Source organism: Yersinia entomophaga (assembly GCF_001656035.1).
Classification (GTDB): Bacteria; Pseudomonadota; Gammaproteobacteria; order Enterobacterales; family Enterobacteriaceae; genus Yersinia; species Yersinia entomophaga.
Window position 1 is genome coordinate 1,485,568 of record NZ_CP010029.1, and the last position, 20,909, is coordinate 1,506,476.

Consider the following 20,909-nt stretch of genomic DNA (forward strand, 5'->3'; position numbering starts at 1 on the left):
GTCTTAAGGGCGATTACGGTAACTTTTCGTTGCGCCCACGGTTCGGCTTAACCAGGGTTTTCGCGATCCCATTTTCATTGGGTTGAACGTCAGTGGAATCGTGCGTTTTCTGGCCACAATCAGACTGATGCAACCTAATGCATGTAGATGGGTGCTGATAAAGCGCCCGCCTTGTTTATGCCACGGCAGTACGTGGAAACTGGATTCATGCATCACTTCATAGTTCAGCAGGCTGAGCCAATCCAGTAAACGCATTTGCGTAAACATTCTGCTCGCGTAAGGTTGGCGTCGACGTATCACCGGCAGTAATTTTCCAACCCCAAGTAAACTCAACGGATTGAAAGTGCTGATTACCAGCCAACCATCGTTGATCAACACGCGATCCGCCTCGCGTAAAATTCGATGAGGATCGGTTGAATAAGCCAGCGTATGAGATAACAGACAGGCGTCCACCGATTTTTCAGCAAAAGGAAGCTGGTAAGGACTGGCCAGTACCTGCATATTGCTGCCCTTATCCCCAACGTTAACCTGATGGGAAACAGCGCAGCTTTCACTGGCAATCTCCGCACTGAGTTGCCCAATTTTAAGCAGATGAAAACCGAAAATCTTTGGCCACCAGGGCTGTAGCTGTTGCTCAATAGCGGCCCGATAATACTCTCCCCAAGGTAGCTCGGCCCAGGAAGCTGGGGCAGGAATCTTTTGGCGTGTTTGCGCTGGTTTCATGTTTTATTATCTTCTATCAAGCTGTTGCCAACGAGAGGTATCCGATGAATCTTATCAGCATTCCTGCATTTCAAGACAATTACATTTGGCTATTGGTTAACCCGCTGCAGCGCTGCCTGATCGTCGATCCGGGAGAAGCCGCGCCGGTACTGAGCGAACTAAAAGAAAAAGGCTGGATTCCCGAAGGAATTCTGTTGACTCACCACCATCACGATCACGTCGGCGGAGTGACCGAAATACTCCAGAACTTCCCCAATATTCCGGTTTATGGCCCGCAGGAAACGGCACATAAAGGGGCTACGAATATCGTAAAAGACGGCGATAGCCTGTCTTTGTGTGGACAAATTTTCAGCGTAATTGCCGTTCCCGGACACACTCTCGGCCATATCGCATACTACAGCGCACCTTATCTTTTTTGCGGTGATACGTTATTTTCCGGCGGCTGCGGAAGGCTGTTTGAAGGTTCGCCCCAACAAATGTACGCATCAATTCAACGACTCGCACAGTTGGCCGATGAAACCTTAATTTGCAGCGCGCATGAATATACTCTTTCGAATCTTAACTTTGCCCGTGCAGTTTTACCACAAGATCGAGATATTGAAACATATCAACAACAAATCAAGCAATTAAGAGCAAAAAACCACTCAAGCTTACCCTCAAAATTGCAATTAGAGCGTAAAATTAATGTTTTTTTACGCTGTGATGACATTGATTTACAAAGGAATTTAGGTATAGACCTCCCACCTAATGACCTCTCCCTGATTTTTGCTGAATTACGTGCCCGTAAAGATAGCTTCTGAAGCTTTTAGTTGTGTTATTTGTCGAAGCAAAGTATGATTGCTCGTCTTTTAAGCAACTAACATTGACACACACATGAAGACCAAAGCGATATTTCTCGCCTCAGTCTTGCTTGTAGGGTGCCAAGCGTCCAGGCAGGACGTGCAGGTTCCCGTGCAGCATGCACAGAGTTTGTCTTCGGCAGGTCAAGAAAGTGAAGCAGGAAAGTACACGGATAGTGCCCGAGAGGGCTCCGCGCGATGGCTGGAAAGTGATACCGGCGTCGCGCAGAACGATCTGTGGAACTTCATTAGCGACGAGCTGAAGATGAAGGTTCAGGATAATGCCCTGATCCGTGAACAAAAACGAAAGTATTTAAAAAATAAGAGCTATCTCCACGATGTAACATTACGGGCAGAGCCGTACATGTACCTGATAGTCGAGCAAATTAAGCAACGTAAGATGCCGATGGAGCTGGTACTGCTACCCATAGTGGAGAGCGCTTTTGACCCACACGCTACTTCCTCCGCCAACGCCGCAGGGCTATGGCAGATAGTACCGAGTACCGGTCGAAATTATGGATTAAAGCAAAACCAATGGTATGACGGCCGCCGCGATGTGGTTGCCTCGACCAAGGCAGCGCTTGATATGATGGAACGCCTGAACAAAATGTTTAACGGTGACTGGTTATTAACCATCGCCGCTTATAACAGTGGTGAAGGCCGAGTCATGCAGGCAGTGAAAGCCAATAAAGCCAAGGGTAAACCGACCAATTTCTGGGCATTGTCGCTTCCGCGTGAAACGTCAATTTATGTCCCTAAAATGCTGGCCTTGAGTGACATTATCAAGAACAGCAAGAAATACGGTATCAAGTTACCTGAAACCAACGAAAACCGTGCATTAGCGCGTGTGGACGTCGGTCAGCAGATAGAGCTAACTCAGGCGGCTGAGATGGCAGGAATGTCGCTGACCAAGCTGAAAGCTTATAATTCAGGGTATAAGCGCAATGTAACGGCACCTAACGGCCCTCATTACATTATGTTGCCGAAAACCCATGCAGAGCAGTTTAAAGACTCACTGGCTGACACTGATATTGTTGTGTCCAAATCCACTCAAGTGGCTAATAACACAAAAACATCAGCATCAGGTTCGCAGTATAAAGTTCGCCCTGGCGACACTTTATCTACGATAGCCAAGCGACTGAATATCAAGACCAGCGATTTGCAGAGTTGGAACAACTTACGTACCTCGAGTACCTTAAAAGTTGGGCAAACCCTGCAATTGGCAAGCAATACGGCCAGCAAAAGCATCACCTATCAGGTTCGTAAAGGTGATTCATTTGCCAGTATTGCCAAGCGTCACGGTGTAAACACCAACGATGTGATGCGATGGAATTCGGTAGTCAGCAAGGCCAACAGTTTGCAACCTGGTTTAAAATTGACCCTATATGTCAACGGTCAAAAAGCGCCAGATGCGTAATGCATTAAGGTTATAACGGCTAAAAAGCACCCTTCGGGGTGCTTTTTTTATGTCTGCAATTTGTCATTAATGAAGGTTGACGCGAGCGAATTAAGGTTTGAATTCAACCAGTAAGGGATTGTGATCGGAGGCTCTGGTCACCATCACTTCGGCATCAGCAACTTTTAATTCGCGGTAAAAAACATAGTCCAACGGCCGGCCAAAAGCTCGGCTACGATTATCGGCCTGAAACTCGACTTCCTGTAAACCCTGGCTTCTGGCGAATTTCAGTAATGCTCTAATTCGCTGACGACTCCAGGCATTAAAATCGCCAGCCAGAATCACCGGGCCACGATGCATTGAGATTTGTTCACCAATGGGTTCCAACTGCTTGCTGTAAACGTCTACGCCCAAGCTAAAATTCACAGCATGAATATTGGCCACCATCAGCAATCGGCCATCATGAATGGGATAAACTGTTACCAATGCTGATTTAGCCAAGCGTAGCAGGGGTTCACGCTCTCGCAGCGGGCAGCAGTAGACTGGGTGAGCGGCAGCAAGCGTCATTACGCCAGAGGGATGCTGAGGCAGCGCAAAGGCAGGCACCTGATCGGCTGCCTGAAAATTAGACGTCGCAAATCTCACCAGTTCAGGGGTGGTTTGTGCTTCTTGCAACAGCATCAGTTGAGCATCTCTGCCAAAACCTCTCAGCACAGAGAGCCAATCTGGCCGCTGCTGCTTAAAGATATTCCATACCATAATCCGCAGACGCTCAGAAGTCGGTAATGGAACGCCCGGAGGTAGTCCCTGCCCTAGCTGACTGGCAGAGCCCGGAAAGATTTGCTCGACTGGTTGCCCTGCAACATAGCGCATGGCATAGGTTTTTTTCGGCACGCTCTTGCCCATTCCCGTTAAAAACAAACTGGCCAGATGGACCAGCCTGTAATTGAGTATTATACGCTCAGATATTCTTCAGCCAGACATTTCTTTTGCTGGCTATCAACACGTCCAATTGAGGAATACTGTCTGATAGCGCGAACGGACTCAAGTCCGAATAGGCAACGAGGATGATTTACATCATAAAAGAACACGCTTTTCGCGGGCTTAGAGCACGTATAAATTATTTGAATAACATGGTTTGGCCAATCGTTTCAGCTTCCCATGAGTTCTATCCGTGTTGATGATAAATCAGCTGGCTATCGCTGGGCGAAAATGCCGTTTATCCAACCGGCCGCTAACCCTAATCAGCGCCAACGCTCCAATCACTATCACACCGCCAACCCAGGGGGTTTGAGCTAATTCCCATTGGGAAACGATCTGTCCACCGATAAGCGATCCCAAGGCGATCCCCACGTTAAAAGCGGCGATATTCAACCCTGAAGCAATATCCACCGCATGTGGCGTATATTCCTCGGCTTTCTGTACCACATATACCTGCAAGCCAGGCACGTTGCCAAATGCAAAGATTCCCATAGCCATTAAAGTAATTAGAGCGGCAATGCTGTGGCTCGCCGTAAACTGAAAAATAAACAGTAGCGCAGCCAACGCAGTGAAAATAAAGCTCAGTGCCGGTACCGCACCGTACCGATCTGCTAATTTACCGCCCCAAATATTCCCAATCGCGACTGAAACTCCGTATGCCAGCAAGATCCAGCTCACCGCTGGCGCAGAGAAACCGGCCAATTCCTGCATCATCGGTGCCAGGAAAGTGAACATAGTGAAAACGCCGCCGTACCCCAGCGCAGTAATGGCATAAATCAGTAATAAACGCGGATGAGTTAATACCTGCAACTGCTGCTTTAAACCGGCACTGGCTTTATTGGGAATATTACTGGGAATCAAAATAACGCTGGCAACGATCGCCACTGCACCAATCAATGAGACAGCTAAAAAGGTTTCACGCCAGCCAAAATGCTGCCCGATAAAGGTACCTAGAGGCACGCCAGTGACTAAGGCTACCGTCAACCCACCAAACATAATTGCAATTGCAGATGCGGCTTTCTCTTTCGGCACCAGACCGGTTGCGATGGTAGAACCGATTGAGAAGAACACGCCGTGAGCCAGCCCGGTCAGCAGCCGAGCCACTATCAACGATTCATAACCCGGAGCCTGCCATGCCAGCACATTGCCCAGAGTAAATAGTATCATCAGACCAATCAGCAAGGTTTTCCGAGGAATACGCCCTGTTAATGCGGTCAATACTGGTGCGCCAATTGCTACGCCCAGCGCGTAAATAGAAACCAGTAAACCAGCTGATGGTACCGAAACATTTAGCTGTTCAGCAATCGTGGGCACTAGCCCAACAATCACAAACTCGGTGGTACCAATAGCAAAAGCGCTAATGGTCAATGCTAGTAAGGCTAAAGGCATCGTTGACTCCAGATAAAATAAGTATCGACTTGATAAGCCGCATTATGAGCTTCTCTCTGGATGACAAAAATGATAAAAATATCAAAATATTTTTGCTGGATTAGCAATAATGAAAGCTAACTCTGATGAGCTAATTACCTTTGTAACCGTGGTTGAATGCGGCAGTTTCAGCCGAGCTGCCGAGCAGCTTGAACAAGCTAACTCCGTGGTCAGCAGAACCGTTAAGAAGCTAGAAACCAAACTGGGCGTAACATTGCTGAATCGTACTACACGACAAATCAGCCTAACGCAGGAAGGCGAGCATTACTTTAGACGCACGCAGGCGATTTTGCGTGAAATGGCATTGGCGGAAAATGAACTGCTCGATAATCCGCTGAATCCAAGAGGACTATTGCGCATTGATGCCTCTACTCCGGTAATCTTGCATATGCTGGCACCGCTAGTGGCTAGTTTCAGAGTGCGCTATCCGTTAATGGCACTCTCATTAGTTTCCTCGGAGACATTTATCAATCTGATAGAACGTAAAGTCGATATCGCCATTCGCGTAGGCACATTGCAGGATTCAACTCTGCGCGCCAGAAAGCTGATGAATAGTTACCGCCATATTGTGGCTTCTCCTGCTTATCTACAGCGCTACGGCACTCCACGCACTGCGGCTGAACTACAGCAACATGTTTGTCTGGGATTTAACGATCTCCCAGCGCTCAACCGCTGGCCGCTATTAGCTCATGATGGCCAGTTACTGGAGATTAACTCGGATGTAAGTTCAAATAATGGGGAAACCCAGCGGCGGCTTTGTCTTGAGGGGAATGGTGTTGCCTGTTTGTCTGACTTTATGATTCAAAAAGATATTGATCGGGGAGACTTAGTTCCGATATTAAAGGATCTGACGATTCCAGTCGTCATGCCAATCAATGCGGTTTATTACAGCGATCAGGCTGTCAGTAGCCGGTTGCGCTGTTTTATTGACTTCGTCACCGAGCGATTAGCGGAAAATAGCAATGAAGCAACAACCTGACGGCAAATATGCCGTCAGATATAACAGGCTGGCATTAATCCCAATCCGGAGCCAAACCTTCAGGGCTAACCAGACGCTCATTACGATCCAAGGCAGCCATTTGTGCCATGTTTTCGTCGGTCAATTTTAATTCCTGAGCCAATAGATTACTGGCTAAATTAGCTTCTTTGGTTGAGGACGGAATAACCGAATAACCTAACTGCATCGCCCAGGCCAGAATAACCTGCGCCGGCGTAGCATTACGCAGTTTAGCCATTTGCTGAATCACTGGCTCTTGCAGAGCTTTACCGTAAGCCAGTGTCATATATGAAGTAATCGCTATACCGTGCTGGCGAGCAAACTTCACCACTTTGGCGTTCTGTAATAATGGAGATAGTTCGATTTGATTAGTAGCGATAGCTTCGGCTCCAACGGCATCAATCGCTTGCTGCATCAGATCGATAGTAAAGTTTGAAACGCCGATCTGGCGAGTCAGACCTAATTCTTTAGCCTTCAATAACTCAGCCATAAACTCAGCGACTGGAACTTCATTCTTTGGTGATGGCCAGTGGATCAGCGTGAGATCGACATAATCCGTTTTCAGTTTTTGTAAGCTTTCACGCAGAGTGGGAATCAGTTTTTCCGTAGACAGATTGGCGATCCAAATTTTGGTGGTAATAAACAACTCTTCACGCTTAACGCCACTCTCAGCAATGGCTTGCCCAACAGCGGCTTCATTTTCATAGATTTGTGCCGTATCAATTGCGCGATAGCCCAGTTTCAACGCGGTGGAAACTGAATCGATAACAACCTGATCTTGCAGGCGAAAAGTACCCAATCCAAATGCAGGGATGCTCATTTTACTTCCTCATATTTTGTCTGATCGTCATATCTATCATTAGTCATTGTTTGCCTTTCACTGCGGCGACCGATAATCCCGCTGCCGTTGAAAGATGAACTGATTATGGCCTGAGTTTTATCAACAAAAAATGTAGTATTCAGCATAATACTTTTGATAAAAAATCAAATATAGGAAAGTAATTATTGAATCTGATAGTAGCAAGCCGTACATAAAACGTTCTTAAGGCGGCTCAAAACTCTTTATCACCAAAGGCCACACCTATCAAAAGTGATATAATTCTCAGTTATCCCTTTTAAATGACCCATCGCAGTAAAAATAAACATGATTTTCGGAGCACTTAAGCGACTTATTTACGCATGTATAGTCGTTAGCCAAAAGATTCAAAGCAGAGAAAACAACCGAGCTACGGCAAGCAATTGTAAGAGGTTTATGACTAAGTGATTGGCTATAAGGTGTTGAGAATCCATTAAATGAAATCAAAAAGATAAGAATATAGGGATAGGGATAGGGATAGGGATAGAGATAGAGATAGTATTGATGATTAGTATTTACCCGCTCTGCTTATCTGAGCGAAAAATTCTAAAGATTAAAATGCAAAAAACCCTGAATCAAAGATTCAGGGTTATGCAATAAGTGGCGGAACGGACGGGGCTCGAACCCGCGACCCCCTGCGTGACAGGCAGGTATTCTAACCAACTGAACTACCGCTCCACCGATTCTGTTACTTATACTTCCGTATATATTCCCGTTAGGGCCAGCATGTCCTTGCTGTTTAGCCACCAGATGTCACTCTGATAACTTGTGTTTGATGCCTGGCAGTGTCCTACTCTCGCATGGGGAGACCCCACACTACCATCGGCGCTACGGCGTTTCACTTCTGAGTTCGGCATGGGATCAGGTGGGACCACCGCGCTATTGCCGCCAGGCAAATTCTGTTTCAATCAACCCGCCACGTGATTTACACCACACAGCCAGTCAATCCAATCTGTTAACAATGCTGAAAATCAAAACGCTCTCTAAAACACCTTCGGTGTTGTAAGGTTAAGCCTCACGGATCATTAGTACTGGTTAGCTCAATGCATCGCTGCACTTACACACCCAGCCTATCAACGTCATAGTCTTTAACGTTCCTTCAGGGGGCTTAAAGCCCCAGGGAAGACTCATCTTGAGGCAAGTTTCGCGCTTAGATGCTTTCAGCGCTTATCTTTTCCGCATTTAGCTACCGGGCAATGCCATTGGCATGACAACCCGAACACCAGTGATGCGTCCACTCCGGTCCTCTCGTACTAGGAGCAGCCCCTCTCAATCTTCCAACGCCCACGGCAGATAGGGACCGAACTGTCTCACGACGTTCTAAACCCAGCTCGCGTACCACTTTAAATGGCGAACAGCCATACCCTTGGGACCTACTTCAGCCCCAGGATGTGATGAGCCGACATCGAGGTGCCAAACACCGCCGTCGATATGAACTCTTGGGCGGTATCAGCCTGTTATCCCCGGAGTACCTTTTATCCGTTGAGCGATGGCCCTTCCATTCAGAACCACCGGATCACTAAGACCTACTTTCGTACCTGCTCGAGCCGTCACTCTCGCAGTCAAGCTAGCTTATGCCTTTGCACTAACCTCACGATGTCCGACCGTGATTAGCTAACCTTCGTGCTCCTCCGTTACTCTTTGGGAGGAGACCGCCCCAGTCAAACTACCCACCAGACACTGTCCTCACCCCAGATTATGGGGCCGAGTTAGAACATCAAACATTAAAGGGTGGTATTTCAAGGTTGGCTCCACGCAGACTGGCGTCCACGCTTCGATGCCTCCCACCTATCCTACACATCAAGGCTCAATGTTCAGTGTCAAGCTATAGTAAAGGTTCACGGGGTCTTTCCGTCTTGCCGCGGGTACACTGCATCTTCACAGCGAGTTCAATTTCACTGAGTCTCGGGTGGAGACAGCCTGGCCATCATTACGCCATTCGTGCAGGTCGGAACTTACCCGACAAGGAATTTCGCTACCTTAGGACCGTTATAGTTACGGCCGCCGTTTACTGGGGCTTCGATCAAGAGCTTCGCCTTGCGGCTGACCCCATCAATTAACCTTCCAGCACCGGGCAGGCGTCACACCGTATACGTCCACTTTCGTGTTTGCACAGTGCTGTGTTTTTATTAAACAGTTGCAGCCAGCTGGTATCTGCGACTGGCTTCAGCTCCGAGAGCAAGTCTCTTCACCTAGCGCCAGCGTGCCTTCTCCCGAAGTTACGGCACCATTTTGCCTAGTTCCTTCACCCGAGTTCTCTCAAGCGCCTGAGTATTCTCTACCTGACCACCTGTGTCGGTTTGGGGTACGATTTAATGTTACCTGATGCTTAGAGGCTTTTCCTGGAAGCTTGGCATCAACTACTTCTGCACCGTAGTGCATCGTCATCACGCCTCAGGGTTGATGGTTTTCCGGATTTACCAGGAATACCCCCCTACACGCTTAAACCGGGACAACCGTCGCCCGGCTAGCCTAGCCTTCTCCGTCCCCCCTTCGCAGTAACACCAAGTACAGGAATATTAACCTGTTTCCCATCGACTACGCTTTTCAGCCTCGCCTTAGGGGTCGACTCACCCTGCCCCGATTAACGTTGGACAGGAACCCTTGGTCTTCCGGCGTGCGGGTTTTTCACCCGCATTATCGTTACTTATGTCAGCATTCGCACTTCTGATACCTCCAGCAGTCCTCACAGACTACCTTCAACGGCTTACAGAACGCTCCCCTACCCAACAACACCTAAGTGTCGCTGCCGCAGCTTCGGTGCATGGTTTAGCCCCGTTACATCTTCCGCGCAGGCCGACTCGACCAGTGAGCTATTACGCTTTCTTTAAATGATGGCTGCTTCTAAGCCAACATCCTGGCTGTCTATGCCTTCCCACATCGTTTCCCACTTAACCATGACTTTGGGACCTTAGCTGGCGGTCTGGGTTGTTTCCCTCTTCACGACGGACGTTAGCACCCGCCGTGTGTCTCCCGTGATAACATTCTTCGGTATTCGGAGTTTGCATCGGTTTGGTAATCCGGGATGGACCCCTAGCCGAAACAGTGCTCTACCCCCGAAGATGAGTTCACGAGGCGCTACCTAAATAGCTTTCGGGGAGAACCAGCTATCTCCCGGTTTGATTGGCCTTTCACCCCCAGCCACAAGTCATCCGCTAATTTTTCAACATTAGTCGGTTCGGTCCTCCAGTTAGTGTTACCCAACCTTCAACCTGCCCATGGCTAGATCACCGGGTTTCGGGTCTATACCTTGCAACTAGACGCCCAGTTAAGACTCGGTTTCCCTACGGCTCCCCTATACGGTTAACCTTGCTACAAAATATAAGTCGCTGACCCATTATACAAAAGGTACGCAGTCACACCACGAAGGTGCTCCCACTGCTTGTACGTACACGGTTTCAGGTTCTATTTCACTCCCCTCGCCGGGGTTCTTTTCGCCTTTCCCTCACGGTACTGGTTCACTATCGGTCAGTCAGGAGTATTTAGCCTTGGAGGATGGTCCCCCCATATTCAGACAGGATGTCACGTGTCCCGCCCTACTCATCGAGTTCACAGCATGTGCATTTTTGTGTACGGGACTATCACCCTGTACCATGCGACTTTCCAGACGCTTCCACTAACACACAAACTGATTCAGACTCTGGGCTCCTCCCCGTTCGCTCGCCGCTACTAGGGGAATCTCGGTTGATTTCTTTTCCTCGGGGTACTTAGATGTTTCAGTTCCCCCGGTTCGCCTCGTTAGACTATGTATTCATCTAACGATAGTGCAACGAATTGCACTGGGTTTCCCCATTCGGGTATCGTCGGTTGTAACGCTTCATATCAGCTTACCGACGCTTTTCGCAGATTAGCACGCCCTTCATCGCCTCTGACTGCCTAGGCATCCACCGTGTACGCTTAGTCGCTTAACCTCACAACCCGAAGGTGTCTTTCGACATCATCGTGCTGCGATTATTGAGAGACTCTACCTGCAGGTGACTCCTTGTCTCGGTAAATCTACGGAGAGACAAGTTTTAGCTGCAGTGTTTCAATTTTCAGCTTGTTCCAGATTGTTAAAGAGCAATATCTTAAACACGACTCGTTAAAGTCATCTTTAAGATATTCAGTTGATAATGTCTTTCACTCATTATCGGATGGCGTCCCCAAGGGGATTCGAACCCCTGTTACCGCCGTGAAAGGGCGGTGTCCTAGGCCTCTAGACGATGGGGACACAGGAAATTCCGACTAAATCAAAAACTTAATCGTTTCTCGTGTCATCATGAGTCGAAACTCACGACATCAACAGGTGCTCTTGCTCATTACTATTATCAGACAATCTGTGTGGACACTACGCAATGCGTATCATTAGGTAAGGAGGTGATCCAACCGCAGGTTCCCCTACGGTTACCTTGTTACGACTTCACCCCAGTCATGAATCACAAAGTGGTAAGCGCCCTCCCGAAGGTTAAGCTACCTACTTCTTTTGCAACCCACTCCCATGGTGTGACGGGCGGTGTGTACAAGGCCCGGGAACGTATTCACCGTAGCATTCTGATCTACGATTACTAGCGATTCCGACTTCATGGAGTCGAGTTGCAGACTCCAATCCGGACTACGACAGACTTTATGTGGTCCGCTTGCTCTCGCGAGTTCGCTTCACTTTGTATCTGCCATTGTAGCACGTGTGTAGCCCTACTCGTAAGGGCCATGATGACTTGACGTCATCCCCACCTTCCTCCGGTTTATCACCGGCAGTCTCCCTTGAGTTCCCACCATGACGTGCTGGCAACAAAGGATAAGGGTTGCGCTCGTTGCGGGACTTAACCCAACATTTCACAACACGAGCTGACGACAGCCATGCAGCACCTGTCTCACAGTTCCCGAAGGCACCGAAGCATCTCTGCTACGTTCTGTGGATGTCAAGAGTAGGTAAGGTTCTTCGCGTTGCATCGAATTAAACCACATGCTCCACCGCTTGTGCGGGCCCCCGTCAATTCATTTGAGTTTTAACCTTGCGGCCGTACTCCCCAGGCGGTCGACTTAACGCGTTAGCTCCGGAAGCCACGCCTCAAGGGCACAACCTCCAAGTCGACATCGTTTACAGCGTGGACTACCAGGGTATCTAATCCTGTTTGCTCCCCACGCTTTCGCACCTGAGCGCCAGTCTTTGTCCAGGGGGCCGCCTTCGCCACCGGTATTCCTCCAGATCTCTACGCATTTCACCGCTACACCTGGAATTCTACCCCCCTCTACAAGACTCTAGCTTGCCAGTTTCAAATGCAGTTCCCAAGTTAAGCTCGGGGATTTCACATCTGACTTAACAAACCGCCTGCGTGCGCTTTACGCCCAGTAATTCCGATTAACGCTTGCACCCTCCGTATTACCGCGGCTGCTGGCACGGAGTTAGCCGGTGCTTCTTCTGCGAGTAACGTCAATCACTTCACGTATTAGGTGAAATGCCTTCCTCCTCGCTGAAAGTGCTTTACAACCCGAAGGCCTTCTTCACACACGCGGCATGGCTGCATCAGGCTTGCGCCCATTGTGCAATATTCCCCACTGCTGCCTCCCGTAGGAGTCTGGACCGTGTCTCAGTTCCAGTGTGGCTGGTCATCCTCTCAGACCAGCTAGGGATCGTCGCCTAGGTGAGCCATTACCCCACCTACTAGCTAATCCCATCTGGGCACATCCGATGGCGTGAGGCCCTAAGGTCCCCCACTTTGCTCTTGCGAGGTTATGCGGTATTAGCTACCGTTTCCAGTAGTTATCCCCCTCCATCAGGCAGTTTCCCAGACATTACTCACCCGTCCGCCGCTCGCCGGCAAAGTAGCAAGCTACTTTCCGCTGCCGCTCGACTTGCATGTGTTAGGCCTGCCGCCAGCGTTCAATCTGAGCCATGATCAAACTCTTCAATTTAAGATTTGTTTGATTTGCTACCGAAGTAGCGATGCTCAAAGATTACTTTCTGCAAATATGCATTCGAACCGAAGTTCAAATGTTTACTGCTTTGGTCACTCTTCAAGACTTGATATTTCTTCTGCCTGCCGAAACAGGCTTTGATATCGCCTTGCGAGTGCCCACACAGATTGTCTGATAAATTGTTAAAGAGCAGTGAGTTAGCAACCTTTCGGTGGGTAACTCGAGGTGCGCATATTACGCTTTCCTCACTCAGAGTCAACTACTTATTTCGTTGAATTTCTCTGTTCTCTTTGCCGGCCACTCAGTTACTTGATTCGCTGTGTGCCGTCTCGATGGATGCGCATTATAGGGAGTTCCGCGCAGGCCGCAACTGCTAATTTCAATTAAAATGATCGTTTGCTGCATTCCACAGCAAAACCCCGCTTTATACCTTGTTGTGCACAAACTTATCCACAGATGCAATCTGAACTGAAAATTGACGAGCATCACGCAATCGTTTTCGCTACAATTCCCCGCGTCGAAAATGCGTGTCGATATTCATAAAATATTGTCCCCGCGGATCGATTATTGGCAAAAGGATGCAAGCGGAGCTGAAATTAGGTGTGTTTTTCTACTTTTCACGCAATTCCACTCCTTTGTACCCGGCAGAAAACCCATTTCGGGACGTTATCTGAATCTGTTCCTTTCTATATAGATAGAAGTGCAAGGTAGAGATTCACGTAACGCTCTATTTATAGCGAATGAAAAACTGCGATTCCAAAGCCAAGGGATAAAACCATGCAACAACGCCGTCCAATCCGCCGTGCTCTGCTTAGTGTGTCTGATAAAGCAGGTATCATTGAATTCGCCGAAGCGCTTTCTCAGCGTGGCATCGAATTGCTCTCCACCGGCGGCACCGCGCGCCTGCTAGCCGACGCAGGCCTGCCGGTTACCGAAGTTTCTGATTACACCGGTTTCCCGGAAATGATGGATGGCCGTGTTAAAACCCTGCATCCTAAAATTCACGGCGGTATTCTCGGTCGTCGCGATCAGGACGATGCCATCATGGCAGAACATGATATTCAGCCGATCGATATGGTCGTAGTAAATCTGTATCCTTTTGCCCAAACCGTTGCTCGACCGGATTGCTCCTTAGAGGACGCCGTTGAGAATATCGATATCGGCGGCCCAACCATGGTGCGCTCCGCCGCCAAGAACCACAAAGACGTGGCCATCGTAGTGAAGAGCAGCGACTACGCGGCAATTATCACCGAGCTGGATAACAACGACGGTTCCCTGACTTACCCAACTCGCTTCAACCTTGCTATTAAGGCGTTTGAGCATACTGCCGCCTACGACAGCATGATCGCCAACTACTTTGGCTCTATGGTTCCTGCCTATCACGGCGATACCGAGCAGCCTGCTGGCCGCTTCCCACGGACCCTGAATCTTAACTATATAAAGAAACAGGATATGCGCTACGGTGAAAACAGCCACCAGCAGGCCGCCTTCTATATAGAAGAGGAAGTGAAAGAAGCTTCCGTTGCTACCGCAGAGCAACGGCAGGGCAAAGCGCTTTCTTATAACAACATAGCCGACACCGATGCCGCGCTGGAATGCGTGAAAGAATTCAGCGAGCCAGCCTGTGTCATCGTCAAACACGCAAATCCATGTGGCGTTGCTATCGGGGATTCCATTCTGGCAGCCTACAACAACGCATATAAAACCGATCCGACTTCCGCGTTCGGCGGCATTATCGCCTTTAACCGCGAACTGGATGCCGAAACCGCTCAGGCTATTATCAGCCGTCAGTTTGTCGAAGTGATTATCTCCCCAAGCGTTAGCGCGGATGCCCTGAAACTATTAGCAACCAAGCAGAATGTGCGCGTTCTCACCTGCGGTCAGTGGCAAGGACGATCTGTCGGTCTGGATTTCAAACGCGTCAACGGCGGTTTGCTGGTGCAAGATCGTGATTTAGGGATGGTGACTGAAGCGGATCTTCGCGTAGTGTCCAAACGTCAGCCAACGGCTCAGGAGCTGCGTGACGCATTATTCTGCTGGAAAGTTGCGAAGTTCGTTAAATCCAATGCCATTGTCTATGCTCGCGATAACATGACCATCGGTATAGGCGCAGGCCAGATGAGCCGCGTCTACTCCGCCAAGATCGCCGGGATCAAAGCCGCAGACGAAGGCTTGCAGGTGGCCGGTTCCGCCATGGCGTCCGATGCCTTCTTCCCGTTCCGTGACGGTATTGACGCTGCCGCCGCCGTGGGTATTACCTGTGTGATCCAACCGGGCGGTTCGATCCGCGACGACGAAGTGATTGCAGCGGCAGATGAACATGGCATTGCCATGATCTTCACCGATATGCGCCATTTCCGTCATTAATTAACCTCACGGAGTTATCCCGATGAATATTTTGATTATTGGTAACGGCGGTCGCGAACACGCTTTGGGCTGGAAAGCCGCGCAGTCACCTCTGGCGGATAAAATCTATGTGGCCCCGGGTAACGCCGGTACCGCGCTGGAACCGCGACTGGAAAACGTTGATATAGCCGCAACGGATATCGCCAGCCTGGTCGCTTTCGCTAAAAGCCACGATATCGGTCTGACCATCGTTGGCCCGGAAGCTCCGCTGGTGATTGGCGTGGTGGATGCTTTCCGGGAAGCGGGTTTGACTATCTTTGGCCCAACTCAGGCTGCGGCGCAATTGGAAGGCTCTAAAGCCTTCACCAAAGACTTCCTAGCCCGTCATGATATTCCGACGGCGTTTTACCAAAACTTCACCGAAATCGAACCGGCCTTGGCCTACGTTCGTAAGATAGGCGCACCTATCGTCATCAAAGCTGACGGTTTGGCCGCGGGTAAGGGCGTGATCGTAGCGATGACGCTCGAAGAAGCGGAAACCGCCGTTCACGACATGCTGGCAGGCAACGCTTTTGGCGATGCGGGTCATCGTATCGTGGTGGAAGAATTCCTCGATGGCGAAGAAGCCAGCTTTATCGTCATGGTCGATGGTGAAAACGTATTGCCGATGGCAACCAGTCAGGATCACAAGCGAGTTGGCGATGGCGATACCGGCCCGAATACCGGCGGTATGGGCGCTTATTCACCGGCTCCGGTAGTAACCGATGAAATTCACCAACGAGTGATGGATCAGATTATCTGGCCAACGGTGCGCGGTATGGCGGCGGAAGGCAATGTGTATACCGGTTTCCTCTATGCTGGCCTGATGATTTCTGCAGAGGGTCAACCTAAAGTGATTGAGTTCAACTGCCGCTTTGGCGATCCGGAAACTCAGCCGATCATGCTGCGGATGCGTTCTGACTTGGTCGAGCTTTGTCTGGCTGGCGCTCAAGGCAAGCTGAATCAGAAAACCTCCGATTGGGATGAACGACCGTCATTAGGCGTGGTGCTGGCTGCGGGCGGCTACCCTGCCGAATATCGTCAGGGAGATGTCATTCACGGGTTGCCACAGCAGGAAATCGCAGGTGAAAAGGTGTTCCACGCTGGAACCCGCCTAGCTGGCAATAATGACGTGGTGACCAACGGTGGCCGAGTGCTCTGCGTGACCGCTTTAGGCAAAGACGTCGCGGATGCACAGCAGCGGGCATATCAGTTGGCTTCAGACATTCATTGGGAAGGTAGTTTCTGCCGGAAAGATATCGGCTATCGCGCTATCGCTCGCGGTAAATAATCTGGTATTCCAGAGGGCGCAACGCCTGCGCCCTCTTCTTCAGTCCAGGCTACAAACATCCATTTCGATACAAGCATGCTAAATAACGCGGTATTAACGCTACAAACTGCCGGGCTCTGGCTCCCAACGACAAAAATCTTCATTTGCTACTAACAACAACTCTTGCCCTTCCGGCGCATTCAACCAGGCGACACCGAGTGGTTGCTGCGTATTACTCGCCCGTTTAGCCAGCCACGCCTGCGCATAGTCTTCAAACTTAGGCCGCTGAACGCTGCCGCTACAGCTCGTCAGCACGCCATTTTGCAAGCGACCTTGAATCAGATCCACATTACCGGCACGTAGAGTGGTACTCAGTTCCAGAATACGTTTGGCTTCAAACTGATGAAAAGCGATCTCATCCGCCGTCAGCAGCTCGCGGCGCGAGGCCAGTTGGCGCTGCATAAAACTCACCGCACCCTGTTCATCAAAACGAAGTTGGATGGTTTCTGGATTTTGGCCGATATCGTTTCGCCGAATTTGGCGCAGAATTCCGTGCTGATATTCATAGAAGGCCACGCGAGTGACACCGCCCTGGTAAGGGCTGTAAACGCTCATAATCACTTGGGGATGTTGCTGAGAATCATCCTGACGCCAGATGCGAACTACACCGCTATCGGCAATGTAACCGCTGGCACTGAACTGGGGGGAATCGGAATGGCTGCTACAGGCGCTGAGACCAATGGCAAAACCCAAGGTCATCAGCACCCGCCGCATAAACAAAAGGGGCTTTGCCACCCCTCTGCTTATTATTTTCACTGACACACTATTATTTAACAGAGTCTTTCAGTGCTTTGCCAGAAACGAACGCAGGAACGTTAGCTGCAGCAATTTTGATTTCTTTACCGGTCTGTGGGTTGCGGCCAGTGCGTTCGTTACGATGATTCACTTTGAAAGTACCGAAACCAACCAATTGTACTTGCTCGCCTTCTTTCAGAGACTCGGTAATGGCAGCCAGAGTGGACTCCAAAGCAGCTTTAGCTTGGGTTTTGGAAAGGTCCGCTTTGTCCGCGATTACGTCAATCAGTTGAGTCTTATTCATAAGTTATCCTTACAGTGTGTTTATCGTTTGCAAAGCATCGAGTGCGACGGATATGCCGAATGACAGCACTCTCCTGCATACACGCACCGATAGCCACTTTTTTTCGCCCCCCAAATGTAGAACAGACAGGGGGCAGATGTGAAGCCTTAAGGCACGACAAATCAGGCGTTAAATCACGTTTTCTTGCCTTATTGCGTTAAATTTATGCCAATGTTACTCACAGCGGCTTCCCGCAGGTCAGATCGTAACCCTTTGATCAGATCTAAATCGCGTTCTTCACAGTCGGCCAACAGGCGGAAAATCTCCCATTGGATGTCCCATTCTTCTTCAACCGCCGGTAAAACTTTCAGTTCTTCGTCGGTCATTTCTTTGCCAGCCTGAGTCATTTCCAGCATGGCAACGGTGCGAATTGACGTCTCGCTGATAGCAATAGCATGTTCCAGAGTTTCACCGCTTAAACGCGAGTGAATGGCCTCACCTAATGCAATGCAGGCATCAATGGCTGGATACACGCCGTAAATGGCGTAATCGTCAGCGGAAGGAATCGCTTCTTCGAGCTTTTCCAGTTGGCTATCGAAGTTCACTTTGGCGTCTTTTACCACCAGCGTTTCCCAGATCAAATCCAGAATACGTCGATAAACCGCCGGATCGCCAAATTCGGTTTCCAGGCAAAATTTCTGGTAATTCGGATACATACGCTCACATAAGCACGCCATGAAAGTCAGATGTTGCCAGCTTTCCAGCTTTTCGAGACGTAAATGGATTGGGTTACGTAACATGATCAGATCTCATTCTTCATTATCTGCGCGGCAGTGTACCCGAAATTAAATCATATACCTATGAGAGAAAAACCGCCTCGCTCGGTGCTAAATAAGATAATTTCAGAAATGCCAATCGTCCTTCATGTTAATCTGCCAAGGTGACTAATTGGTACAAAGCTAATTATTTACTAGAAAATAAATATACCTACACCTGCTTCGTCCCACTTCCAATCACGCCAACACGGTATCAAATCAAGCCAGATTCATAATCAGCGCAAGATGAAAACCGCCTGATCGATCACAGCAAAACATCTTCTTGCTATTAAGCAGGTCAATGCCAACGGAACCGGAGTGACCCAATGATACGAGCATTATTAAAAAATAAATGGATATTTAGTCTTCTATTCTTCGCTGAGACAGCGCTTTCTGCCGATCTTCTCGATAAGGTATTACGTGAAACTATAGTTTATCAATCTGTTATTGAGGCCTCATCGGGGAAAACATTCACAATCCGGATTAATCTGTACCAACCGGCGGGAAATGGCCCTTTTCCGCTGGTTATTCTCAATCACGGAATTGATCCTGACGGAAACCAAAATGAGCGCACGCGCTTTCACGTTGCGGCTCGCGAGTTTGTGAAACGCGGCTACGTGGTGATGGCGCCACAGCGTTTCGGATTTGGTGGTTCTGAAGGACCTTTTGACATTGTGCCCTGCCAACCTGATAGCTACGCTTCCCGTTCGCTGCAAGAACTGAATGCCACTCTAAGCCATGCCCGCCAGTTGCCCTATGTGGATAATGAGAAAATCATTATTGCCGGTCACTCCGTAGGAGGACTTATCACAATGAAGGCCGGAGAACAGGAGATGCAGGGCGTGAAAGGCCTGATTAATATGGCGGGCGGTTATAAATGGCCTGACTGCGACTGGAAAACACCCTTGAGGGCAACTATGCAGCAGGCAGGACACTCTTCCCTTCCCTCGTTATGGGTTTATACGGAAAATGACTCGTTATTCTCAATTGAGCTGGGTAGGGCCATGTTTGAGTCATATCGGGAGAATTGGTTAAAAACTAATGGTGCTCATGAAGTAATGCCACGTTTTGTTGCGTTAAAGCCCTTTGCCAATGAAGGCCATGCTTTTTTCCAGTGGCAGGATGGAGTCCAGTTCTGGTGGCCTCCCGTGGAGCTATTTTTGACCGAATTGGGTTTACCAACGGCGATTGTCACAGACATCACTGCGCCCAGCCGAACCGAAGCCAGCGGTTTCGCCAGTATCAATGACGTCGAAAGTGTTCCTTTTAGCGAACGCAATAAAGAAAGTGGACAAGAGGCTTATAAACAGTTTTTAGATGCAAAGTCGCCACGGGCTTTTGCATTGAGTGAAGATGGCGATAGCTGGGGCTGGTTTAATAGACAAAATAACGTACTGGAAGATGCGCTGGAGCTTTGTAATAACAATACGCTAAAAGCCTGTCGGATTTACGCCAACGACGGTGATGTGGTTTGGTAATATTTCACGCCGGACTGATATCTGACAACGAATCCGGCGAGTTTTTTTAACCTTTTGTCGCTATTGCCAGCCAACGCTGAAAAGCAGGTCGATTCGACGCGATAGCATCAGCCCAACGTGTTGGCTCCGGTAAACGGTAACCCCGCATACAGTTTTGAACCCAAACCAATGCGCTATCCATACTGATACGGTGCCCTGGCGAAATAAACAGCGGATTACAGCGCGGTTTACTCCGCCATACCCAGCCCAATGGTTCATCCCCATCAATCAATGGTTGCAAGGTATTGTTTTCTAAAGGGGAAAACTGACCGCACAGGCGACTTTTCGCCACGCCAATGGTTGGTACATCCGCCAGCAGGCCAAAATGGCTGGCTACGCCTAATCGACGTGGATGCGCAACACCCTGCCCGTCCACCAGCACTAAATCGGGCCGATGCTGTAACTGCGCCCAGGCCGCCATCAACGCGGGATACTCACGAAAAGAAAGCAAACCCGGAATATAGGGCAAGGAAGTGGCAACTCTGGCTATTTGATATTCCACTAACTCAAGGGAGGGATAACGTAGAATGGCGATAGCCGCTCGCGTTACCGTCCCCTGTTGCTCAAAACCGACGTCGGCACCGGCAATCCATTGTGGCACCCTGAAGTCAGGATCGTCATGGAGGATAATTTCCGCGGCTCGCTGTCGTTGTTCCTGACGCAATCCCTGAGTATCCACCCTGTTTCCTCCGCTTAGACGTGGTTTTATCGATACGTAATATTAATTTA

Annotated in this window: 14 protein-coding genes, 2 tRNA genes and 3 rRNA genes; 6 read left to right on the top strand and 13 right to left on the bottom strand. The window is 49.4% G+C overall.

From position 1 onward, the window contains the following. Positions 1-3: 3 nt before the first annotated feature. Entirely contained in the window at positions 4-723 is a 720-nt protein-coding gene (locus PL78_RS06755) for a class I SAM-dependent methyltransferase (protein ID WP_064514209.1), read from the bottom strand. A gap of 44 nt (positions 724-767) precedes the next feature. Between PL78_RS06755 and gloB the strand changes: the two genes are divergently transcribed. Together gloB and mltD are read left to right on the top strand one after the other, a co-directional pair. Then, positions 768-1,523: a hydroxyacylglutathione hydrolase gene (gene gloB, locus PL78_RS06760; RefSeq protein WP_064518306.1), complete on the top strand. Its 756-nt coding sequence runs from the start codon at positions 768-770 to the stop codon at positions 1,521-1,523. A gap of 73 nt (positions 1,524-1,596) precedes the next feature. Beyond that, entirely contained in the window at positions 1,597-2,979 is a 1,383-nt protein-coding gene (mltD, locus tag PL78_RS06765; RefSeq protein WP_064514212.1) for a murein transglycosylase D, read from the top strand. 90 nt (positions 2,980-3,069) lie between these two features. Here the strand turns inward: mltD and PL78_RS06770 are convergent, their stop codons facing one another. Both PL78_RS06770 and PL78_RS06775 read right to left on the bottom strand, forming a co-directional pair. After that, complete coding sequence (locus PL78_RS06770) at positions 3,070-3,831, bottom strand: endonuclease/exonuclease/phosphatase family protein (protein WP_064518308.1); 762 nt, start codon at positions 3,829-3,831, stop codon at positions 3,070-3,072. Between the two features lie 315 nt (positions 3,832-4,146). Then, positions 4,147-5,328 (bottom strand): MFS transporter, encoded by a 1,182-nt coding sequence (locus PL78_RS06775; RefSeq protein WP_064514214.1) that lies wholly within the window; start codon positions 5,326-5,328, stop codon positions 4,147-4,149. A 109-nt stretch (positions 5,329-5,437) separates the two neighbouring features. Here PL78_RS06775 and yafC point away from each other — a divergent pair, with 109 nt between their 5' ends. Continuing rightward, positions 5,438-6,346: a DNA-binding transcriptional regulator YafC gene (gene yafC, locus PL78_RS06780; protein ID WP_064514216.1), complete on the top strand. Its 909-nt coding sequence runs from the start codon at positions 5,438-5,440 to the stop codon at positions 6,344-6,346. 34 nt (positions 6,347-6,380) lie between these two features. Here yafC and dkgB read toward each other — a convergent pair whose 3' ends face one another. From dkgB to PL78_RS06810, 6 genes are all read right to left on the bottom strand, one after another. Beyond that, positions 6,381-7,184 carry a 2,5-didehydrogluconate reductase DkgB gene (dkgB, locus tag PL78_RS06785; protein ID WP_064514218.1) on the bottom strand — a complete coding sequence of 268 codons (804 nt, stop codon included), beginning with the start codon at positions 7,182-7,184 and terminating at the stop codon, positions 6,381-6,383. Between the two features lie 637 nt (positions 7,185-7,821). After that, positions 7,822-7,898, bottom strand: a tRNA-Asp gene (locus PL78_RS06790). A gap of 99 nt (positions 7,899-7,997) precedes the next feature. Further along, a 5S ribosomal RNA gene (rrf, locus tag PL78_RS06795) occupies positions 7,998-8,113 on the bottom strand. A gap of 111 nt (positions 8,114-8,224) precedes the next feature. After that, positions 8,225-11,131: ribosomal RNA gene (locus PL78_RS06800) — 23S ribosomal RNA — on the bottom strand. 223 nt (positions 11,132-11,354) lie between these two features. Further along, positions 11,355-11,430, bottom strand: a tRNA-Glu gene (locus PL78_RS06805). A gap of 139 nt (positions 11,431-11,569) precedes the next feature. After that, a 16S ribosomal RNA gene (locus PL78_RS06810) occupies positions 11,570-13,112 on the bottom strand. Together the 16S, 23S and 5S rRNA genes with 2 tRNA genes alongside form the textbook arrangement of a ribosomal RNA operon. A 780-nt stretch (positions 13,113-13,892) precedes the next feature. On the opposite strand from PL78_RS06810, the gene purH reads away from it, so the two are divergent. Both purH and purD read left to right on the top strand, forming a co-directional pair. Beyond that, a complete protein-coding gene (gene purH / locus PL78_RS06815; RefSeq protein ID WP_064514220.1) occupies positions 13,893-15,482 on the top strand; it encodes a bifunctional phosphoribosylaminoimidazolecarboxamide formyltransferase/IMP cyclohydrolase in 1,590 nt (529 codons plus the stop codon). A 22-nt stretch (positions 15,483-15,504) separates the two neighbouring features. Continuing rightward, entirely contained in the window at positions 15,505-16,791 is a 1,287-nt protein-coding gene (gene purD, locus PL78_RS06820) for a phosphoribosylamine--glycine ligase (protein WP_064514222.1), read from the top strand. A 99-nt stretch (positions 16,792-16,890) separates the two neighbouring features. Here purD and PL78_RS06825 read toward each other — a convergent pair whose 3' ends face one another. The 3 genes from PL78_RS06825 to PL78_RS06835 all read right to left on the bottom strand — a co-directional run bounded on the left by PL78_RS06825 (position 16,891) and on the right by PL78_RS06835 (position 18,648). Further along, positions 16,891-17,544, bottom strand: coding sequence for a DUF1481 domain-containing protein (locus tag PL78_RS06825; RefSeq protein WP_064514224.1), 654 nt, complete (start codon positions 17,542-17,544; stop codon positions 16,891-16,893). Positions 17,545-17,596: 52 nt separating this feature from the next. Then, positions 17,597-17,869, bottom strand: coding sequence for a nucleoid-associated protein HU-alpha (hupA, locus tag PL78_RS06830; RefSeq protein ID WP_049602190.1), 273 nt, complete (start codon positions 17,867-17,869; stop codon positions 17,597-17,599). 188 nt (positions 17,870-18,057) lie between these two features. Further along, positions 18,058-18,648 carry a YjaG family protein gene (locus tag PL78_RS06835; protein ID WP_049602187.1) on the bottom strand — a complete coding sequence of 197 codons (591 nt, stop codon included), beginning with the start codon at positions 18,646-18,648 and terminating at the stop codon, positions 18,058-18,060. Positions 18,649-18,989: 341 nt separating this feature from the next. Between PL78_RS06835 and PL78_RS06840 the strand changes: the two genes are divergently transcribed. Continuing rightward, complete coding sequence (locus PL78_RS06840; RefSeq protein ID WP_064514226.1) at positions 18,990-20,141, top strand: dienelactone hydrolase family protein; 1,152 nt, start codon at positions 18,990-18,992, stop codon at positions 20,139-20,141. Between the two features lie 46 nt (positions 20,142-20,187). Here PL78_RS06840 and nfi read toward each other — a convergent pair whose 3' ends face one another. Beyond that, on the bottom strand, positions 20,188-20,859 hold the full coding sequence (gene nfi, locus PL78_RS06845; protein WP_064514228.1) for a deoxyribonuclease V: 672 nt from the start codon (positions 20,857-20,859) through the stop codon (positions 20,188-20,190). Positions 20,860-20,909: the final 50 nt, after the last annotated feature.